12 protein-coding genes and 1 pseudogene are annotated in these 17965 nt (G+C 72.2%); 7 read left to right on the top strand and 6 right to left on the bottom strand.

The genetic code is table 11. The annotated features are described in order from the left end of the window. The first annotated feature begins 21 nt into the window (after nt 1-21). The gene (locus DMB66_RS16060) at nt 22-1569 is read left to right on the top strand and encodes a sigma-70 family RNA polymerase sigma factor (protein ID WP_125804887.1); all 1548 of its coding nucleotides are present in this window, start codon (nt 22-24) and stop codon (nt 1567-1569) included. Between the two features lie 38 nt (nt 1570-1607). Here the strand turns inward: DMB66_RS16060 and DMB66_RS16055 are convergent, their stop codons facing one another. Together DMB66_RS16055 and DMB66_RS16050 are read right to left on the bottom strand one after the other, a co-directional pair. Next, nucleotides 1608-2414 carry an MBL fold metallo-hydrolase gene (locus DMB66_RS16055; RefSeq protein ID WP_125804886.1) on the bottom strand — a complete coding sequence of 269 codons (807 nt, stop codon included), beginning with the start codon at nt 2412-2414 and terminating at the stop codon, nt 1608-1610. Beyond that, nucleotides 2408-3004, bottom strand: a complete 597-nt coding sequence (locus DMB66_RS16050; RefSeq protein ID WP_125804885.1) for a dihydrofolate reductase family protein — start codon at nt 3002-3004, stop codon at nt 2408-2410. Before DMB66_RS16050 ends, DMB66_RS16055 begins: the two co-directional genes overlap by 7 nt. Before the next feature lie 74 nt (nt 3005-3078). Here DMB66_RS16050 and DMB66_RS16045 point away from each other — a divergent pair, with 74 nt between their 5' ends. Continuing rightward, on the top strand, nt 3079-3564 hold the full coding sequence (locus DMB66_RS16045) for a helix-turn-helix domain-containing protein (RefSeq protein ID WP_125804884.1): 486 nt from the start codon (nt 3079-3081) through the stop codon (nt 3562-3564). A 66-nt stretch (nt 3565-3630) separates the two neighbouring features. On the opposite strand, the gene DMB66_RS16040 is transcribed toward DMB66_RS16045, so the two are convergent. After that, nucleotides 3631-4101 carry an SUKH-4 family immunity protein gene (locus DMB66_RS16040; RefSeq protein WP_158647255.1) on the bottom strand — a complete coding sequence of 157 codons (471 nt, stop codon included), beginning with the start codon at nt 4099-4101 and terminating at the stop codon, nt 3631-3633. A 195-nt stretch (nt 4102-4296) separates the two neighbouring features. Here DMB66_RS16040 and DMB66_RS16035 point away from each other — a divergent pair, with 195 nt between their 5' ends. The 4 genes and pseudogenes from DMB66_RS16035 (at nt 4297) to DMB66_RS16020 (ending at nt 8905) form a co-directional block, all read left to right on the top strand. Continuing rightward, the gene (locus DMB66_RS16035; protein ID WP_125804882.1) at nt 4297-7137 is read left to right on the top strand and encodes a hypothetical protein; all 2841 of its coding nucleotides are present in this window, start codon (nt 4297-4299) and stop codon (nt 7135-7137) included. Between the two features lie 80 nt (nt 7138-7217). Beyond that, nucleotides 7218-7679 (top strand): hypothetical protein, encoded by a 462-nt coding sequence (locus DMB66_RS16030; protein ID WP_125804881.1) that lies wholly within the window; start codon nt 7218-7220, stop codon nt 7677-7679. Between the two features lie 42 nt (nt 7680-7721). Continuing rightward, nucleotides 7722-7874: pseudogene (locus DMB66_RS16025) on the top strand (AraC family transcriptional regulator); the annotation flags it as partial. Nucleotides 7875-8005: 131 nt separating this feature from the next. Beyond that, on the top strand, nt 8006-8905 hold the full coding sequence (locus tag DMB66_RS16020; RefSeq protein WP_233624596.1) for a DUF6745 domain-containing protein: 900 nt from the start codon (nt 8006-8008) through the stop codon (nt 8903-8905). An 86-nt stretch (nt 8906-8991) separates the two neighbouring features. Here DMB66_RS16020 and DMB66_RS16015 read toward each other — a convergent pair whose 3' ends face one another. Then, a complete protein-coding gene (locus DMB66_RS16015) occupies nt 8992-10086 on the bottom strand; it encodes a substrate-binding domain-containing protein (protein WP_233624595.1) in 1095 nt (364 codons plus the stop codon). A 286-nt stretch (nt 10087-10372) separates the two neighbouring features. On the opposite strand from DMB66_RS16015, the gene DMB66_RS16010 reads away from it, so the two are divergent. After that, a complete protein-coding gene (locus DMB66_RS16010) occupies nt 10373-14893 on the top strand; it encodes an RICIN domain-containing protein (protein WP_125805064.1) in 4521 nt (1506 codons plus the stop codon). 71 nt (nt 14894-14964) lie between these two features. Here the strand turns inward: DMB66_RS16010 and DMB66_RS16005 are convergent, their stop codons facing one another. Continuing rightward, on the bottom strand, nt 14965-16098 hold the full coding sequence (locus DMB66_RS16005; RefSeq protein ID WP_125804879.1) for a substrate-binding domain-containing protein: 1134 nt from the start codon (nt 16096-16098) through the stop codon (nt 14965-14967). Further along, nucleotides 16095-17951: a heparinase II/III family protein gene (locus DMB66_RS16000; protein WP_125804878.1), complete on the bottom strand. Its 1857-nt coding sequence runs from the start codon at nt 17949-17951 to the stop codon at nt 16095-16097. The genes DMB66_RS16005 and DMB66_RS16000 overlap by 4 nt, the downstream gene beginning before the upstream one ends. Nucleotides 17952-17965 lie beyond the last annotated feature (14 nt).

Raw genomic sequence — 17965 nt, 5'->3', positions numbered from 1 at the left:
GCCGGGAACGAGATGGGTGAGATGCGAGCTGCCCGTACCGATGACGCGGTCCTCGTGTCAGCCGCGCTGACGGGCGACCGTCACGCGCTGGAGGAGTTGCTGCGGTCCTGCCTGCCGCTGGTCTACACCATCGTCCGGCGCGGCCTGGGCGACCATCCGGACGTCGACGACGTCGTGCAGGAGACCCTGCTGCGGGTCCTTCGGCAGCTGCCGGCGATGCGGTCGCCGGCGCAGTTCCGCTCGTGGGTCGCCGCCATCGCGGTCCGCCAGGTGGGCACGCACCTGCGCCGCTCCGGCGCGAACGCCGCGCGGACGGCCGGGATCGAGGAGGCGGCGCGGATAGCGGACGAGCGGAGCCCGTCGGAGGACGAGACCGCGCTCGGCGTCGACCTGTCCCGCCAGCGCAGGCAGACCGAGCGGGCGAGCAGGTGGCTCGACGCCGACAACCGGGCGCTGCTGTCGCTGTGGTGGCTGGAGCTCGCCGGCGAGCTGTCCCGGGCCGAGTTGGCGGCCGCGGCGGGGACGAGCGTCGCGCACGCGGGCGTACGGGTGCAGCGCATGCGCGCCCAGCTGGAGGTGAGCCGGGCGGTGGTGGCGGCGCTGGAAGCCCGGCCGGGGTGTGCCCGGCTGGGTGAGGTGGTGGCCGGGTGGGACGGCGGGCCGGGCCCGCTGTGGCGCAAGCGCGTCGCCCGGCACGTCCGGTCGTGCCCGGCCTGCTCCCGCGCGGCCGGCGGGATGGTGGCCACCGAGCGCCTGCTGCCCGCCCTGGCCCTGCTGCCGGTGCCCGCCGGCCTGGCCACGACGCTGGTCGGCAACGCCGCCCTGCCGGCCGCCGTGGCCGCCGGTTCCGGCGCGGGCGTGTCGGCGGGTCTGCTCGGCGCGGCCGGTCAGGCGGTCGCGGCGCATCCGATCCTGGCGACGGTCACCGCCGGCGTGCTGGCGATCGGGGGGACGGCCACCACGGCCCGGCTGTCGGATCCGGAGACACCCCGGCCGCCCGCGGTGGCCGCCCCGGCCCGGGTGCCGTCGCCGGAAGCCTCCTCGCCGCGGTCGCCGTCCTCCTCGCCCGCGGCCGTGGCGAGCAGCCCGGCTTCGCCGGGTGCCGTCCCGTCGGCCACCCGGCCGGGATCCCTGCGGATCGGGCCGGTCTCGCTCGAAGCACAGAACGCCCCCGGCCGGTACGTCGCGACCGCCACCGGTCTCGGCGTGCTGGAGCCGGCTACGGCCGGCAGCGACGAGGCGACCCGTGGCCGGGTCAGCTTCCGGGTGGTGCCGGGCCTGAACGACGCCGCCTGCTATTCGTTCCGGTACGCCGACGGTCGCTACCTGCGGCACCTCTCGTGGCGGTTGCGGCTGAGCCCGGACGAGGGGACGCCGCTGTTCCGGGGGGACGCCACCTTCTGTGCCCGTACCGGTGCGGGGGTCGGCTCGGTGGCCCTGGAGTCGTCGAACTATCCCGGCTGGTTCCTGCGGCACCGCGCCGATCAGCTGTGGGTCGACCGCGCCGACGCGAGCTCGGCGTTCCGCGCGGACAGCTCGTTCCTGGTCCGTTCCGCGTTGTCCGAGTGAGGCCCGCCGGGTGCCCCGGCGTGATCCTCAGCGTCAGCTCAGCTGCGTTCGCTGCGGTGGGCGAGACGCTGGAGTTGTCCATTGTGCACGCCGGCCACCCAGTCCCAGCCGTCCTTGGCCGATGGGCCGATCCGCGGGTCGGCGGGCACCTGGCCGGCACGCAGGGCGTGCACGTACGCCCGATCCTGCTCGATTCGCGCTGGTATCCGATCGGCTCCGCCGACGGACCCGTGGCCGGGGATGAGGACTTCCACGTCGCCCGCCACGCCCTCGATCAGGCCCAGCGCGGCGAGGTAGTCCTCGATCGGGTCGTCGGCGTTCAGGTCGAGCATCGGCACCAGGACATCGGAGAGCATGTCGCCGGCGACGAGGACCCCGCGTTCCTCGATCACCAGCGCCGCATGGCCCGGGGCATGCGCCTGATGTTCGACGATGCGGACCTGGGGGCCGTCCCAGGGAATCCGTGCCGTCCCGGCGGGCAGGCCGGTGATGTGGCCGAGCAGGTCCAGCGGCACCTGTGCGGGGATGCCGGCGGCCTTCGCGACCGCGTCCACCCCGCCCGAGAGCCGATCTCGGGCAGTGGCCGCGCAGCGGGCCGTGCCATAGCGGGGAGCCGCGCCGAGCCCGGCGTGCCAAAGCAGGTGATCCCAATGAGGATGCGTCGAGAAGCCTGCCACCACGGTCTGCCCCGACCCGGACAGGTCGTTCGCGAGGCAGGCCATCTCGTCGCCGTGGACCCCGGCGTCGATGAGCAACACGCCGTCCCGGCCTCGCACGACCACGCCGTTGCTCTGGCAGAACGCGCTCTCGTGGACCAGCACACCCTCGGCGACCTGCCTCAGCACGAGCCGGCCCCGAGCTCATCGCGGATCGCGTAGCGGTGCATCGTGACGCCCTGCCCGAACGAGCGCTGCTCGAGCAGGTCAAGCTCGATCGGCACGTCGTAGTCGTCGAAGAGCGGCCTGCCGAAGCCGAGGACCGCCGGGTGGGTGAAGAGCAGCAGCTCGTCGAGCAGCCCCGCCCGGAGCAGCTGGGTGGCGAGGGTCGCGCCGCCCACACCGAGGGTGCCGTCGGTCTCAGCCTTGAGGGCGGCCAGTTGCTCGATCGCGTCGTCCCCGCCGATGATCCGGGTGCCGTGATCGGCGCTGTGGCGGGTGCGGGAGACGAGCACCTTGGGCGCGGAGGTCCAGATCTCGCCGTACTCACGCATGAAGTCCGGCAGCGACGCGTCCTCGCGCGCCCGTGGCCAGAACTCCTCCATCGTCTCGTAGATGACCCGGCCATGGACCATGACCGCGAGCGATCGCGCCCGCGCGTTGAACTCCCGGTGCAGCTCCTCGTCGATGCGCATCCACTCGCCGGCGCCGTCGTCTCCGGGAACCTGCTCGATCCGCAGGTCGAGGGACACGTTCATCCAGTACAGGAAGCGGCCCATCGTCCCCTTCTTCCCCTAGTGGTTGCGATTTGCAACCACTATATTGGGGGCCAAGTACCTGTCAAGGAGGAGTCGTGGAACCACGGTCCGGGTGCCCGATCAACGCCGCCGTCGAGCTGCTCGGGGATCGCTGGTCGTTGCTCGTGCTGCGCGACGTCATCTTCGGCGACCGCCGACACTTCCGCGCGCTGCTCACCGGGTCGATCGAGGGCATCGCCTCCAACATCCTCGCCGACCGCCTCAAGCGGCTGATCGACGCGGGGATCCTCACCCGCGGCGCCGCGGCCCGAGGACAGCGCGCCCGCTTCAGCCTCACGGAAGCCGGCATCCGGACGCTGCCGATCATCTACGCTCTCGGCAACTGGGGCCTCGACTGGACCTCCGGCAGCGCCGAGCTCCGGAGCCGCCAGCAGCTCATGCGCGACGAGGGCCCGGCGTTCATCGAGGAGCTCATGGACGAGCTCCGGGTGCGCCACCTCGGCGCCCCGCCGAAGCCGCACGACGGCCCGGGCGCGCTCGAGCGGCTCGCCGCCGCCTACGCCGCCGCCTCGGCGGGGTAGCGGAGGCGGATGTCGGCGAACTGCCGTTCATTCCCTGGTCAACTTCGGGAGTCAGGACGGCGAGGGTCACAGGATCCCATCGTCGACCTGTTCCAGGACCAGCGACCACCACCCGGCTTTCACGGCGGGTCTGTCGATCTCCCTCAGGGTCTTCTTGAGCTGCTTGATGCGGGCACCACGGTTGTCCGGCTTGCCGGCGGCGGGCTTGATCTCGCCACGCCGGAACGCGGCGAGCTTCTCAGCCATCTGCTCGGCCGTGTAGGTCGCCGGTGGCGGATCACCGGTGGCCGCGAAGAACTCGCCGAACAGGTCGAGGAATCGGCGTAGCGCGTCAACGGAGCAGTTCATCGGCGCCCGGCTGCCGCGATCCGGGGAGTAGGACCACACCGCGCCGGCGCTGTCGAGCCCGACCAGTTCGGTGGTCGGTTCCCACACATAGCCGATGACCGACAGCCGCTCGCCGTCCACGGTGACCTCAGCCGGCACGGTCACGGTGTCCAGCACGACACCGAGGGTGGCCTCGCTCGATACGTTCACCCCGACGAGGCTACGACGGGACCCGCGAAAGATCTGTACGGGGCACCAGCCGGCTCCCCACGACGGGGTCGGCACCTTTCCGAGGTCGCCCGGCATCCGCGCCTACTCGCTGACATCGCGTGGCCCCGATCCGTAGCAATGGATGGCTATCATCATCGCTTCGATGTGGATCAGTAACGGTGGATCGGGGCGCGCATGGCAGCGGAGTTCAAGCCACCTGTCTTCCCAGGGGTCCACGAACTGCTGAAGCTGGTGCTCACGCTGCGGAAACGGCCACCGTTCCTGCCCCGGGTGTCGAGCATGGCGGTGCACGGCGACATCCCCCTGCCGCTCATCCGCCTGGTCGGGCCGGAGGAGTCGGTGCACGGATTTCTCCGGGGATTCCGCGATCTGCTGGAAAAGGCGGAGCCGCGGACGCCCTATGTGCTCCTGGACGCCGAGACCGTTGTCCTCGGCTCGCCGACCGCAGCCGAGCCGCCCAAGCTGAAGTTGCTCGAACAGCTGTGTAGGCACCTCCAGGAGGACCGGTTCTCCACCCGGCCCAACAGCTTCCGCCGGTACCGCGTCGCCAAGTTTCTCACCCGCCAGACGCTGACCCCGTCCCGCAACCGCGACCCCCAGTCGGAGATCGTCGCGCTGCTCCGGAAATGGCGTGGCCAATCGCTCTCCGTCCAGGATGCCGCACAGACCCAGGTCTCCGCCCAGGGCGACAGCGGGCCCAGCACCCTCGGCCTCAGCGGGGCGCTCTGGTTCGTCCGGCTCCTGATCCTCAAGTGGTTCGGCCGTCGCTCGTACGGCATCGTGCCGGAGGCCCGGTGGTTCATGCGGCGCCAGTCCTTCATGGTGCCGGAGCACTCCTCCGACTTCTTCGGCTTCGCGGAACGCCTCACCGCCGACCGGCTCGACGAACAGAACGCCGGACAGCTCCACAAGCTGCTCGTGCACGCGTTCCTGGAGGATCTGCGGCAGGCGTACCGGCGGCGGTTGTCGGTGCTGCCCCGGCGCCGGGGGTGGCGGCGCACGGCGTACGTGCCGGTGCTGATCGACCACGCGAGCGAGGAGAACGGCGGCCTCCCGCTGTTGCGCCTGATCAACGACGTCCGCAACGAGACCGGAAAAGTGGACCCGCTGCTGGTCATCGCCGGGTGCCGCGACGAGCCACCGGCTCCTCCCGCCGGCGACGAGACCGGAACCGGCCGGCCCGGGGAGGTGCCGCTGTTCGCCCCGGCCAGCGCCACCGCCTACAGCACCTGGAAGCGCGAGCTTCCCGTCCAGCGGCAGAAGCTCGCGGCCGACGCCCGGTTCCTCACCATCCACCTGCCCGAGCCGCTGTCGCCGCAGGCGATCGCCCGGACCTCCGGCGAGGACCCCGACGCCTGGGCCGACCTGAACCTCGACCCGGGCAAGCCCTCCCTGCTGGCCCAGCGCGGCGTGCTCGAAGTGATCCTGGTGGCCTGCCTGGTCGCGGTCGCCGCGCTGCCCGCCGCCCGGTTGCAGGACTACTGGCAGGCCGGCTGCTCCTACCTGAAGGCGAAACCCGATGCCGGCATCGACGTGCGGCTGGCCGAAATCGCGCCCGGCGACGAGCAATGCGTCGGCTACAGCGACAACGACAGCCAGATCTTCGGCACCAACGACCGGCTCGCGGCCGCCCAGCGCGAGATCTTCCGGCTCAACGCCGAGGCGGCCAGGATCCACGACACGCACCGGAACCGGCCACTGATCAGCATCATCTACTTCGGCGGCCTCACCCATGCCGGCGCCGACCTCGAGACCGACAACGCGGTCGCCGAGGAACTGATCGGGCTCGCCATCGTGCAGCGGCAGCAGAACATCTCGGTGACCGGCGAGCACGATCCCCTGCTCCGCGTCATCATCGCGAACGGCGGCCGCGAGATGGCCGCGGCCGACCGGGTCGCCCGGGACATGCTGATCCCGCTGGCCGAGCAGGACGCGAGCATCAAGGCCGTGGTCGGTCTGGACCGTACGGTGCAGACGACCCGGCGGGCCATCGCCGACCTGGGACGGGCGGCCGTGCCGACGATCGGTACCACACTGACCGGCTCCGGGCTGGCCGAGACCTCGAAGTTCTACTTCCAGATGGTGTCCGGAAACCCGCAACAGGCCCAGCTGTTGGCCGGCTACCTGAAGCATCTCAACGACCCACCGGTCGATCTGCTCACCATCGTCCGCCCCGAGCGCACCGCCCAGCCCGACGACTACGTCGAAACCCTGGTGACCGAGGTCAGCAAGGCCGCCGGCAGCCTCACCACGGTCGCGGTCGAGGTCGTCACCCTGCCGGGCGGGGATGTTCTGAAACCCTGCACCAAGCCCGATCCCCGGGCGTCCGGCCAGCGCCGGATGTATTTCTACGCCGGCCGGGAGACGGGCTATTCGAGCTTCCTGCAGAACATCAAGGAGGACTGCGCGGTGCAGGCTCAGCCGCGGATCGTCGCCGACGACGCGATCGAGCGGATAGTCGCTCAGCCTTCCTTCCGGCAGCAGAGCTTCGTGGCCGAGATGAACCTGGACTATGTCGCGCTCGGCAGCCTGGTCGTCCTCGCCGGGCGCAGTTGCGCGGAGAACCGGACCCCGGCGCCGCCGCTGTCCGACAAGGGGCCGCTGGTGGAGTTCTGCGCCGGCTACTACGACCTGATCCACGACGAGGCGTCCGAACTGTACGGCGAGGCGTGGGCGGTGCCGTCGTACCCGGGCGAGCGGGTGGGCATCGCCTTCGACGCGGCCGACATGGTCGTCACCGCGGCCCGGCAGGCCGGCCCCGAGGCGTGGAACCGGGCCTGGCTGGCGCAGCTGTTCCGCGATCGCGAGTTCGCCCACGTGGGTGCGAGTGGGCGCATCACGTTCGCGGACTCGAGGGTGGGCGCGACCCGGAACACCGCGATCCTGCGGTTGCCGACACCGGCCGGCGCGAAGGAGGCGGCGAACACCGCGCCGCATTGTTTGTTCCTGATCGGGGAGTTGTACGGCAAGGAGGGGGTCACGCCGCAGGACAGCAACGGCTGCCCGCGCGGATGACCGCCGCACGGAAAGCGCGTTAGACAACCTGCGGTGTCGTGGCCGGGAACTCCCGGGTGGTGCGTATCGTCTGACCGGCCATGGTGATGTCCAGAAGTCTGCGGGCCGCGTTCCGCCTCTGCGCCGGTGTCCTGCTCGTGGCCGGGTGCGCCGACGCACCGGTGGCCGACCGGGCCCGGGACCTGCCGACGATCACGATGACCACCGGCGGCGGCTTCGAAGGCCGGTCGCGGCAGTGGATGATCACCCCCGACGGTTCCTGGACCTGGACGGAAGAGTTCCGGGGGACCGGTGCGTCGCCGGAACCGCCACGAACCGGCCGGCTCACCGAGGCGCAGCGAGGCGAGCTTGCTGTCCTCGCCACGGAACCGGCCCTGGGCTTCGAGCTGAGCAAAGATCACGCGCCCTGCACCGTCTCCGACGGGTCCAGCGAGCGACTCGAGGTGGGATCCCTGCGCTACGTGGCCAGTTGGTGCCGGGAAGACCGTCCACGCATCGCGCACCTGCGCGAACGGATCTTGTCCTTCACCACCGGACCCTGACGACCGCCCGGTCAGGTCCACGGTCCGCGGTGCAATGTCGTCGTGAGTCGCGCTGTCGAGGAGACCAACCGCCGCATGCACCGGGCCCGGGATGCTGCGATGGACCGGGCGTACGCGCAGCCGCTTGACGTCGCGGCCCTGGCCCGCATCGCGCACGTCTCGCCCGCGCATTTCACCCGGACGTTCCGGGTCACCGTGCCCGCCTCGTACCCGGGCCAGCCCGCTGCCCTATTTGCGCGGCCTCTTAATCGGGTTGCCGCGGGCGGCGGCGAGGGGCATCCTTTGCACATGATCACCTCACGGAAGGGCTTCCACGCCCTCGCGCGATGACCGCGCCCCAGCGGCTGCTCGCCGCTCCCGCCCCCGCGGCGGCTTCGTTTCGCACCTTCACCGCCCGTACGGGTCCGGCGTCCGCACCGTCCCGGATCTGGGAACGGGTCATCCCCATCCGGCAGGAATGGCGGGACGCCGGGCACTGCACCGCACCGGCCGACCGGGCCACCGCCGAACACGCCATCACCGGTATCTACCGTCGCCAGGGCCGCCGTGCACCCCGGTTCGACTGGGTGGAGTCGCCCTCGCGGGCGCTCGGGCGGATCCAGGGACTGCCCACCCACGACACCCTGCGGCAGTGGGTGCGTCCCCGGCGCCCGGCCGGCCGGCCCCCGCTGGCCGGCGACATCGCCGCCGGGCTGTCCCGGCTGCGCAGTTCGCTGGAGGACGCCCACCACATCGACGCGGCACCACCGGCGTCCCCGCACCGCAAGGCCGGAAAACCGTGGCCGGCGCTGCCCGCCCCGGACGCACTCGACGCCGGCGTGCCCGTACGTGAAGTGTTGCGCCAGGGCGTGCGGGTCGCGCTCGAGGCCAGCCTGGCACAGGGTTTCACCTGGCGGGTCCGGGCGGTGCTCGCGGCGCACGGCCCGCTACCGGTTGGCTGGTACGGGCAGCAGGACTCCTCCTGGATCGCCTACTACGACGTGCTGCGGCGCCTCGGCCTCGTGCGGTACGCGCGATCCGACGAGGAACAGCTCGACGAGTGGGCGGCGCTGGCCCGGTCGAGCGGCTGGTGGTGGCCCGGCGAGGACGTCTGCGTCATGGTGGAACGGCCTGCCACCCTGCTCACCGAGCCGGTGCCCGGCACGTGGCACGACGAGGTGCGGTTACGGCGGGGGAGCCGGCCGGCCGTCGAGTATCGCGACGGCTGGACCCCGATGCTGACGTGACGTACGCCCTCCCCGGCCGGCGCACACCGGCCGGGGAGGGCCGCGCCGCGGTGGACAGCCGAACCGGTCCGGCTCGCCGGCACCCGTCAGGCCCGGACCCGGAACAGCGATGACTGCCGGACCACCAGTTCCGGGGCGACGAGCACCCCCTGGGCCGGGCGCCGGTCGCCGTCGCGCAGCCGCGAGACCATCACCTCGACCGCGAGCCGGCCCACGTGGTTCTTCGGCGGGCGGATGGCGGTCAGCGCGGGCTCGCCGAGGTGGGCGATCTCGTCGTCGTACGACACCAGGGCCAGGTCGTCGGGGATGCTCAGGCCGGCCTCGGCGCAGATCTGCGCGACGCGGATGGCGTGCGGGTCGCTGTGCACGATCAGCGCGCTGATCCGGGAGCGCCGGCACTCGGCCAGCACGTCCTGGATGATCCGGCGGTGTCCCGGGCGGTCGAGGGTCACCGATTCACCCACCACCCTGGCTTCGGAGATGTCGAGGTCGGCGCAGGCGGTCCGCCAGCCCTGCAGCAGGTACGCCGAGGTGGGGCTGCCCTCGGCGAGCAGGAGCCCGATCCGCCGGTGGCCGTGCTCGTGCAGGTGCTGCACGGCGATCTCCATCCCCAGCGCGTGGTCGCTGCGGACCCACTCGATCTGCCGGGGGGTCGCGGTGCGGCGCCGGGGCTGGCGCTCCACGAGCAGGGTGGGCACCGGCAGCCGGCCGATCCAGTCGATCATCCGGTCCGCGTCCGCGCCGTCCAGGCTGGGCGCGAGCAGCAGGCCGCGCACCTGCCCGGCCGCGACGAGCCGGCCGATCTGGCGGCGGTCCTCCTCCGGGTCGTAGCTGGAGCCGCGGAGCTGGAGGTTGACCCCGAGGGCCGCGGCCGCGGCGCGGGCGCCGGTGACGATCGGCGGCCAGTAGAAGTCCAGCGACGGTACGACCATCCCGATGGCGAGCGTGGCGGCCGTCTGCCGTGGCCGGCCGGTCGGGCGGGACTGGCTGGGCAGCGTGGCGCCGCCGTGCACCCTGGTCACCAGGTTGCGGGCGGCCAGCGCGGCGATGTCGCGGCGGATGGTCAGCTCGCTGACGCCCAGGTCGTGTGCCAGTTCCCGGACGCGCACGGCCCCGTGCTGGCGCAACTCGCTGAGCAGCCGCTCGTGGCGCTGCACCTGGAAGAGGCGTTCATCCGTCAACCCGCGCCCCATTCATGTGTGGCGATGTTAACGTAAACCTACCTCCTGAGCTGCGTCAACGCTGCTCCGCGATGTTCGTTCAGGCGTGTTTCCGAACGAACGTGAACGAAGGTAGGCAACACTCCCATCGAACAGTGGCAATGTTCGGTTGAGTTCGTTTTTGAATGAACATGCTCTAAGCGTGGCCAGTTGGTTTCGGATCCATTACCAAGAGGTCACCGCGGCTCGCACGCCGTCGGCTCCCGCACTCCCGTCCGTACAAGAAGGGGACGACGTAGTGAGAAGGATGCTCGCGGCACTCGCCGCGATCGTGACCGTGGTCGCGATGGGGGTGGCCGTGCAGGCCGCTCCCGCGCAGGCGGCTCAGGTCACCATCACCAACGGCACCCAGTTCACCGACACCGACGGCAACGGCGTGCACGCGCACGGCGGCGGCGTGATCCAGGTGGACGGGTACTTCTACTGGTTCGGCGAGAACCGCAACCCGGACGACACGTTCAAGGCGGTCTCCGTCTACCGCTCCCGCGACCTGCGGACCTGGGAGTTCCGCCGGGACGTGCTCACCAGCGCGTCGGCCGGCGAGCTGAACAGCGCCAAGATCGAGCGGCCCAAGGTCATCTACAACGCCGCCACCGGCAAGTTCGTGATGTGGATGCACAAGGAGAACGGCACCGACTACGCCGAGGCCCGGGCCGCCGTCGCGACCTCGGACACCGTGGACGGTGTGTACAGCTACCACGGCAGCTTCCGGCCGTTCGGGACGCACATGTCCCGCGACATCACGCTGTTCAACGACAACGGCACCGCCTACATGCTCTCGGCCGCCGACGAGAACAAGGACATGCACATCTACCGGCTCACGCCGGACTTCCTCAACGTGCAGACCCTGGTCGGCAACTTCTGGAACGACCAGTCCCGGGAGGCGCCCGCGCTGTTCAAGCGCGGCAGCACCTACTTCCTGCTGACCTCCGGGACCTCCTACTGGTTCCCCAACCAGGCCAAGTACGCCACCGCGCCGAGCATCGCCGGCCCGTGGACCGCGATGGCCAACGTGGGCGACGCGACCACCTTCGGCTCCCAGCCGACGTTCGTGCTGCCGATCCAGGGCAAGTCCGCCACGAACTACCTGTACCTGGGCGACCGCTGGGCCGGCGCCTGGAACGAGCCGGTCAACAACTCGCAGTACGTCTGGCTGCCGATCGCCTTCCCGACCAGCACCACCATGAGCCTGTCCTGGTACCCCTCGGTCACCGTGGACACGGCCAGCGGCGCGGTCACCGGCAATCCGCCCACCTACCACCGGATCACCAACCGCAACAGCGGCAAGGTGATGGACACGGTGAGCGCCTCGACGGCGAACAACGCCGAGGTCAAGCAGTACACCTGGAACGGCGGCAGCACCCAGCGCTGGGAGTTCCAGCTGGCCGAGCCGGGCTACGTGCGCGTCGTCAACCAGGGCAGCGGCAAGTGCCTCGACGTCAGCGACGCCTCCCTGGCCGACGGCGCCAACGTCATCCAGTACGCCTGCGGCAGCGGCAAGAACCAGCAGTGGCAGTGGACCGCCGTCGACGGCTACTACCAGCTCAAGGCCCGGCACAGCGGCAAGTGCCTCGACGTGGTCGGCTCCGCCACCGGCACCGGCGCCGACATTCAGCAGTTCACCTGCGGCAGCGGGCGCAACCAGCAGTGGTCGCGCACCGTGCCGCCGCCCGGCGTCACCGGACCCCTGCACGCGACGAACTCGGTCACCGTCCGCGTCGACCCGTCCTACCAGCAGCCGGCCTTCGAGGGTTGGGGCACCAGCCTGGTCTGGATGGCCAACGCCACCGGGGGCTACCCGGAGCCGATCCGCCGCAAGCTGGTCGACATGGTGTTCGGCAAGGACGGCCTGAACCTCAACATCGCGCGCTACAACATCGGCGGCGGTAACGCCCCGGACGTCCGCGTCGACTACATGAAGCGGGGCGCGACGATGCCCGGCTTCTGGAAGGCGCCGGCCGGCACCACCCACAACGACAAGGACTGGTGGGACCCGAACAACCCGGCGCACTGGAACTTCGCCGCCGACGCCAACCAGCGGTGGTGGGTCGACCAGATCAAGCGCAAGGTGACCAAGTGGGAGGCGTTCAGCAACTCGCCGCCGTACTTCCAGACGGTCAGCGGGTACGTCTCCGGCGGCTTCAGCGCCACCACCGACCAGATCCGGCCCGACCAGGTCGACGAGTTCGCCGCCTACCTGGTCAAGGTCGCCGAGCGGCTGGAGCGGTCGCACGGCATCGAATTCGACACCATCAACCCGCTCAACGAGCCGAACACCAACTACTGGGGTACGACGCTCGGCGCCGACGGGCAGCCCACCGGTGGCCGCCAGGAGGGTGCGCACGCCGGTCCGGAGTCGCAGCAGGCGGTCCTGCTGGCGCTGCGCAAGGAACTGACCAGGACGCGCAGCGACATGGCGGTCTCGGCCATGGACGAGACCAACCCGGGCACCTTCATGACCAACTGGAACGCCTACGGCCCCGACGCGCGGGCCGCGGTGGAGCAGATGAACGTGCACACCTACGGCACCGGCTCGCGCACCAGCGTCCGGGACGCGGCCAAGGCCGCCGGCAAGCCGCTGTGGATGAGCGAGGTCGAGGGTAACTGGACCACCGGCAGCACCGACTACACCAGCATGATCCCCGGGCTCGGCATCGCCACCCGGATGGTCGACGACATGCGCGAGCTGGAGCCCTCGGCGTGGGTCTTCTGGCAGCCCATCGAGGACTCCGTCCCGCAGCAGGCCGGCGAGGGCAACTGGGGCAGCATCCACATCCCGTTCAACTGCGCGGCCGACGCGACGCTGAAGACCTGCCCGATCCAGGCCAACACGAAGTTCGACACGATCCGCAACTTCACCCACTACCTGCGGCCCGGTGACCGGTTCGTCAAGGTGAACGACACCTCCAGCGTGGCGGCGATCAAGCCGTCCGGTGCCGGGGCGACCGTGGTGCACGTCAACAACACCACGGAGAACCGCGCCGTGGTCCTCGACCTGTCCGGCTTCCGGAAGGTCAGCTCCTCGGCCACGGTGACGCCGGTGGTGTCCAGCGCGTCGGGCGCCCTGGTGCGGGGCAAGCCGGTGCCGGTGTCCGACGGTACGGCCACCGTGGTCGTGCCCAGCCAGTCGGTCACCACGTTCCTGGTCGACGGCGTACGCGGCGTGGCCCCGGACGCCGCCCTGGTCCAGCGCGGCCACGTGTACCGGCTGCCCGGCGCGGCGAGCGGCCGTTCGCTCGCCCCGTCGGCCGACGGCACGGGCGTGGTCATCCGGACGACCGCGGCCGACAGCGCCGAGCAGCTGTGGTCGCTGCGCAAGCTGACCAGGGGCAACGGCAACCGCGAGCGGTACGCCGTGGTCAACGCCGCCAAGCAGACCCGGCTGGCGGTCCGGGGTGGGCAACTGGTGCTGGAGAGCCCAACCGGCAAGCCGGACGCGCCCGCCCAGTGGATGATGTCCACCACCGGCGACGGCAGCTGGACCCTGGTCAACGTGGGCACCGGCGGCGTCGTCGACGTGGCCGACAACGCCACCGCGGACGGCAGCAAGGTCTCCACCTGGGTGCCGTCCTCGGGCGCCAACCAGCGGTGGGCGGTGACCGACGAGACGGTGCTGCGGACCGAGACGGCGCGGACGTACACGGTCCCCGGCCGGCGGCCCACGCTGCCCGCCACCGTCACGCCGGTCTACGCCGCCGGCGCCCGGGGCACCCTGCCGGTGACCTGGACCCTGCCGGCCGACAGCAAGTGGCGCAAGCCGGGCAGCGTCGCGGTGACCGGCGTCGCCGCCGATCTGCTGGGACGCGAGCACCAGGCCACCGCCGTGGTCGTCGTGGACACCTTCGCCGGCACGGTGCCGGCCCGGGCCAAGACGTACGCCGGTGGACGGCCGACCCTGCCGGCCACGGTGACCGGGATCGGCCGGGCCGGTGGCCGGGCCGAGCTGCCGGTCACCTGGCAGGCACCGGCGCCGGGAGCCTTCGACAAGCCCGGCGTGGTCACCGTGGCGGGCACGGCCCAGGTGGTCGACGGCAGCACCGTCAAGGCCACCGCGCTGGTGCAGGTCACCGAGCCGGTCCAGGCGAACGTGGCCGTCGAGTCCGGGGTGACGGTGGCCGCGACGTACACCGAGGGCGGCTACTCGGCGGGCGCGCTGCGCAACGGCAACCGGACCGAGAAGGGCTGGTCGAACTGGCGGTCGGGCACCAAGAACCCGTCGGACACGATCACCTACACGCTGCCGGCGGCCCGGGACCTCACCCGGGTGGTCACCCACTTCTACCGGGACGGGACCACCGGCGCCAGCTTCCCGGCCAGCCTGCGGATCCAGGCCCGGGCGGCGGACGGCACCTGGTCCGACGCGAGCGCGGAGGTGCCGGTCGGCACCGAGGGCACGCCGGTGATCGATGTCCCGGTCACCACGGCCGGTCCGGTCGCCGCCGTGCGGGTGGTCATGACCGCCCGCCCGTCCGGCTACATCACGGCCAGTGAGATCGAGGTGTTCGCCAAGACGGGCGTCCGCTCGCCGGACGCGTCCCTGTCCGGCATCGAGGTGGACGGAGTGCCGGTCGCCGGCTTCCGCCCGGACACCCTCGACTACCGCGTGCGGGTCGCCCGGCCGGCCCTCGCGCTGGTCAGCGCCACGGCCACCGACCCGGGCGCGCAGGTGACCGCGGTGCCGGACGCCGCCGGGGAGCGGTGGCGCATCACGGTGCGCAGCGAGGACGGGTCAGCCACTCGGCAGTACCGGGTGGAGCTGCGCGACTGACGGCGTGCGATGCCGTGCCGTCCGGATGATCCCGGCGGCACGGCATCGTGCTGTTCCGGCAGCCGGCGGGGTCATCGGCGCGGCGCCGCCGAGGAGTCGCGGACCCGCAGCGAGGGGCTTATCACGACCCGGTGGGTCGGCCGCTCGGGGTCCGCGAGCCGGTCGGCCACCAGCCGTACGGCCGCCCGGCCGATGGAGCCCCGCGGCGGCCGGACGGCGGTGAGCGCCGGGCTGAACAGCCCGGCGACCTCGTCGTCGTAGGCGACCAGGGACAGGTCGCCCGGCACCGACAGGTGGCGCTCCTCGCAGCGCTGCACGAGCTTGATGGCCTCCGCGTCGGCGTGCACGAGCAGCGCGGTGGTCCCGGTCCGGAGGCACTGGTCGAGCACGTCGTCCAGGGCCGCGTCGCACTCCGGGGAGCTGGCGGCCGGCACCAGCGCGTCGACGGTCGCGCCGGCGTCCAGGCCGCACTCGACCGCCGCCTCCAGCCACCCCCGGTGCACGTGCGGCCGGGTGGGGCTGGGCTCGGCGAGCACCACGCCGATCTTGCGGTGGCCGAGCGAGACCAGGTGCCGGACGGCCATGGCCGCGCCCAGGGCGTGATCGGTCACCACCGACTCCAGCACGGCGTGGTGCGGGCCGGCGGTGGCGGTGCGTTCGAGCAGGACGACCGGGATCCCGGTGCCGGCGAGCCATTCGATGGTGCTGTCCGCGGTCGGCGCGTCCATCCGCGGGGCGACGATCAGCGCGTTCACACCCTGCTGCTCGACGAGCCGGCTCAGCTGCGGCCGGTCGTCCTGCGTCTCGTACGACGAGCCGCGCAGGATGACCCGCATGTCGAGCTCCCGGGCGGCCTCCTCGGCGCCCTGCGCCACGTTGGGCCAGTAGTAGTCCAGCGACGGCACGAGCATGCCGAGCGACCGGTCGCCGGGGACGGACGCCGGAGCGGCCGGCTCCTCCTCGGCGGCCGGGGCGTCGGTCACCGTCACCCCGGCGTCGGCGGAGGGCAGCGCCACCCCGCCGTGCACGCGGCGCACCAGCCCCTCGGCCGCGAGCTGGGCGATGTCGCGGCGGATGGTCACCGCCGCGGCGCCCAGCGCGTCGGTGAGATCCGAGATGCGCAGCACCCCGTCGCGCTGCAGCGCCTCGAGCAGCTGGGCGCGCCGGGCGACCTGAAGCGGCCCCCGCTTGTCTGATGTGTTCACCGCTGCTCCTTCACGCTCAGGTCGAGGCTACCGATCGGTCCCAGGGCCGTGACATCGATGTCGAGCCGGGTCAGCCGGTCGCCCCAGACATCGCGCAGCAGCGGATCGTCAAGCTCACGCACCGTGACGGTAACCGGCGCGCCGGCCGGCTCCCAGGCCAGGTCCACGACCCCGGCGCCGTCGAGGGCGATGATCCGGGCGTGGCCGTCGCCGGCGCTCACCCGGCCCGCCACGACCAGGTGGATCAGCGTCGGCCCGGCGGACCCGCCGGGGGCCAGCTCCCAGGAATCCCGCACGGTCACCGCGCCGCTGGTGCGATCGAGCCGGGCGGTACGCCGCCAGCGCCGGACATCGGTACGCGGGTACGCCGCCGCGAGCTCCAGGGTGAGCGCCGAGGACCCGTCCGTGACGGCCGCCGAGACCTCGCCGGCGGCGTACGGGCGGCCGTGTCCCTGCGCCGTGCCCCGGATCTGCGGCACGTTGTGCCAGGAGCTCCGCATCGTCCAGATCGCGTACCGGTCGGGTCCGAAGGTCTGCGCGGTGTAGGTGGGCCGGCCCGGGTCGACGAGCACCGGCACGCCGCCGAGGGCCACGACCACGCTGCCGACGTCGTTGTGGTTGTGGTGCTCGCCGTTGTGGCCGCCCTTGACCGCGAGCGTCAACCCGGCGGCGCTGCCCGCGGCGGGGCGGGCCAGGAGCACCTGGGTCGAGGCGAACCAGACGTCGCGCGGCAGCGGAGATGCCGCTGGCGCGGCGGCGAGCCAGTCCGGATCGGTCAGGGCGCGCAACAGCCGGCCGAGGCCGTCGCGCTCGCGCGCCACCGGCTCGTCGGGCCGGCGGTGGGCCGCGGCGTGCGCCTCGGCCGCCCGGTCGCCGATCCGCCGCGCGGCCCGGTGCAGCACGTCCCAGGGCTGCTGCCGCGGCGGGCGGGCCGGGCCGTCGGCGTGGTTGAGGTACCAGCCGTCGCCCAGATGCATCCGGTGCGGGAAGGCCACGGTCTCGCGCAGCGCGTCGAGCCGGACGTCGCCCAGTGCCCCGCTGGACGCGTACCGCAGCAGCTCGAGCGCCTCGAGCAGCCGGCACGCGCCGTTCCACCAGTAGGCGTAGCCCTCGTCGATCGCGCCGTCGGCCGGCAGCGAGGCCGCGTAGCGGTCGAGGCCCTCGACGACCAGGCCGACCAGTTCCGCCCGCCGGGCCCGGTCGTCGACCAGGCGCAGCGCCGCGACCAGGACGTTGCCGTGGATCCAGGGATTCCAGTTGTGCACGTCGCCGTCGAGGCCGAGCCAGTGCCAGTCGCGGCGCGCCACGAACGGGGTGAGCACCCGCCGGTCGCACTCGTGCCGGATCCGGGCGCGCAGCCCCGGCATCCGCTCGTCGAGCTGCGCGCCGAGCAGCTGGTCGAGCCAGCCGAGCTGGGCGGCCACCTCGCCGGCGCCGAGATCCAGGTACGGGTCCGTCACGGTCGGCACCACCGCGCCGTGCCGGGCGAGCGTGTCGTCGTGCGCGGGCCAGCACCAGCTGCTCTGCTCGCACAGCAGGCCGATGCCGTCGGCCACCTCGTCGATCCACACCGGGTCGAGGGTCACCGCGGCGAGCACGGCGGCGCGGCTGAGGCGATCCTGCCGGGCGTACACGATCTGCTCGTAGCCGTCGCGGTCGCCGTCGCGGAAGTACCGGGCGTAGCCGCTTGCGAGGGCGGCCGGCCACGGCGAGGAGAGCTCCGCCTCGGCGCGGCGGCGCAGCTCCCGCAGGGTCGCCGGATCGATCCGGGCCGGATCCCAGACCGAGCGGTCGGTGGCCGGAGGCACGGGCAGGGAGCTCTCGGGCGGCCTGAACGATGAAGTGGGGTGCATGGCCTCTCGTCGAT

Source organism: Actinoplanes sp. ATCC 53533 (assembly GCF_003947245.1).
This window is presented reverse-complemented; position numbering and strand designations above follow the sequence as displayed.

What these genes read in the sequence shown, in the direction of transcription:
- DMB66_RS16050 (WP_125804885.1), bottom strand. Translation starts at nt 3,004, where the DNA reads ATGGGCCGCTTCCTGTACTGGATGAACGTGTCCCTCGACCTGCGGATC.
- DMB66_RS16000 (WP_125804878.1), bottom strand. Translation starts at nt 17,951, where the DNA reads ATGCACCCCACTTCATCGTTCAGGCCGCCCGAGAGCTCCCTGCCCGTG.
- DMB66_RS16030 (WP_125804881.1), top strand. Translation starts at nt 7,218, where the DNA reads ATGGTGATGTCCAGAAGTCTGCGGGCCGCGTTCCGCCTCTGCGCCGGT.
- DMB66_RS16060 (WP_125804887.1), top strand. Translation starts at nt 22, where the DNA reads ATGCGAGCTGCCCGTACCGATGACGCGGTCCTCGTGTCAGCCGCGCTG.
- DMB66_RS16020 (WP_233624596.1), top strand. Translation starts at nt 8,006, where the DNA reads ATGACCGCGCCCCAGCGGCTGCTCGCCGCTCCCGCCCCCGCGGCGGCT.
- DMB66_RS16010 (WP_125805064.1), top strand. Translation starts at nt 10,373, where the DNA reads ATGCTCGCGGCACTCGCCGCGATCGTGACCGTGGTCGCGATGGGGGTG.
- DMB66_RS16035 (WP_125804882.1), top strand. Translation starts at nt 4,297, where the DNA reads ATGGCAGCGGAGTTCAAGCCACCTGTCTTCCCAGGGGTCCACGAACTG.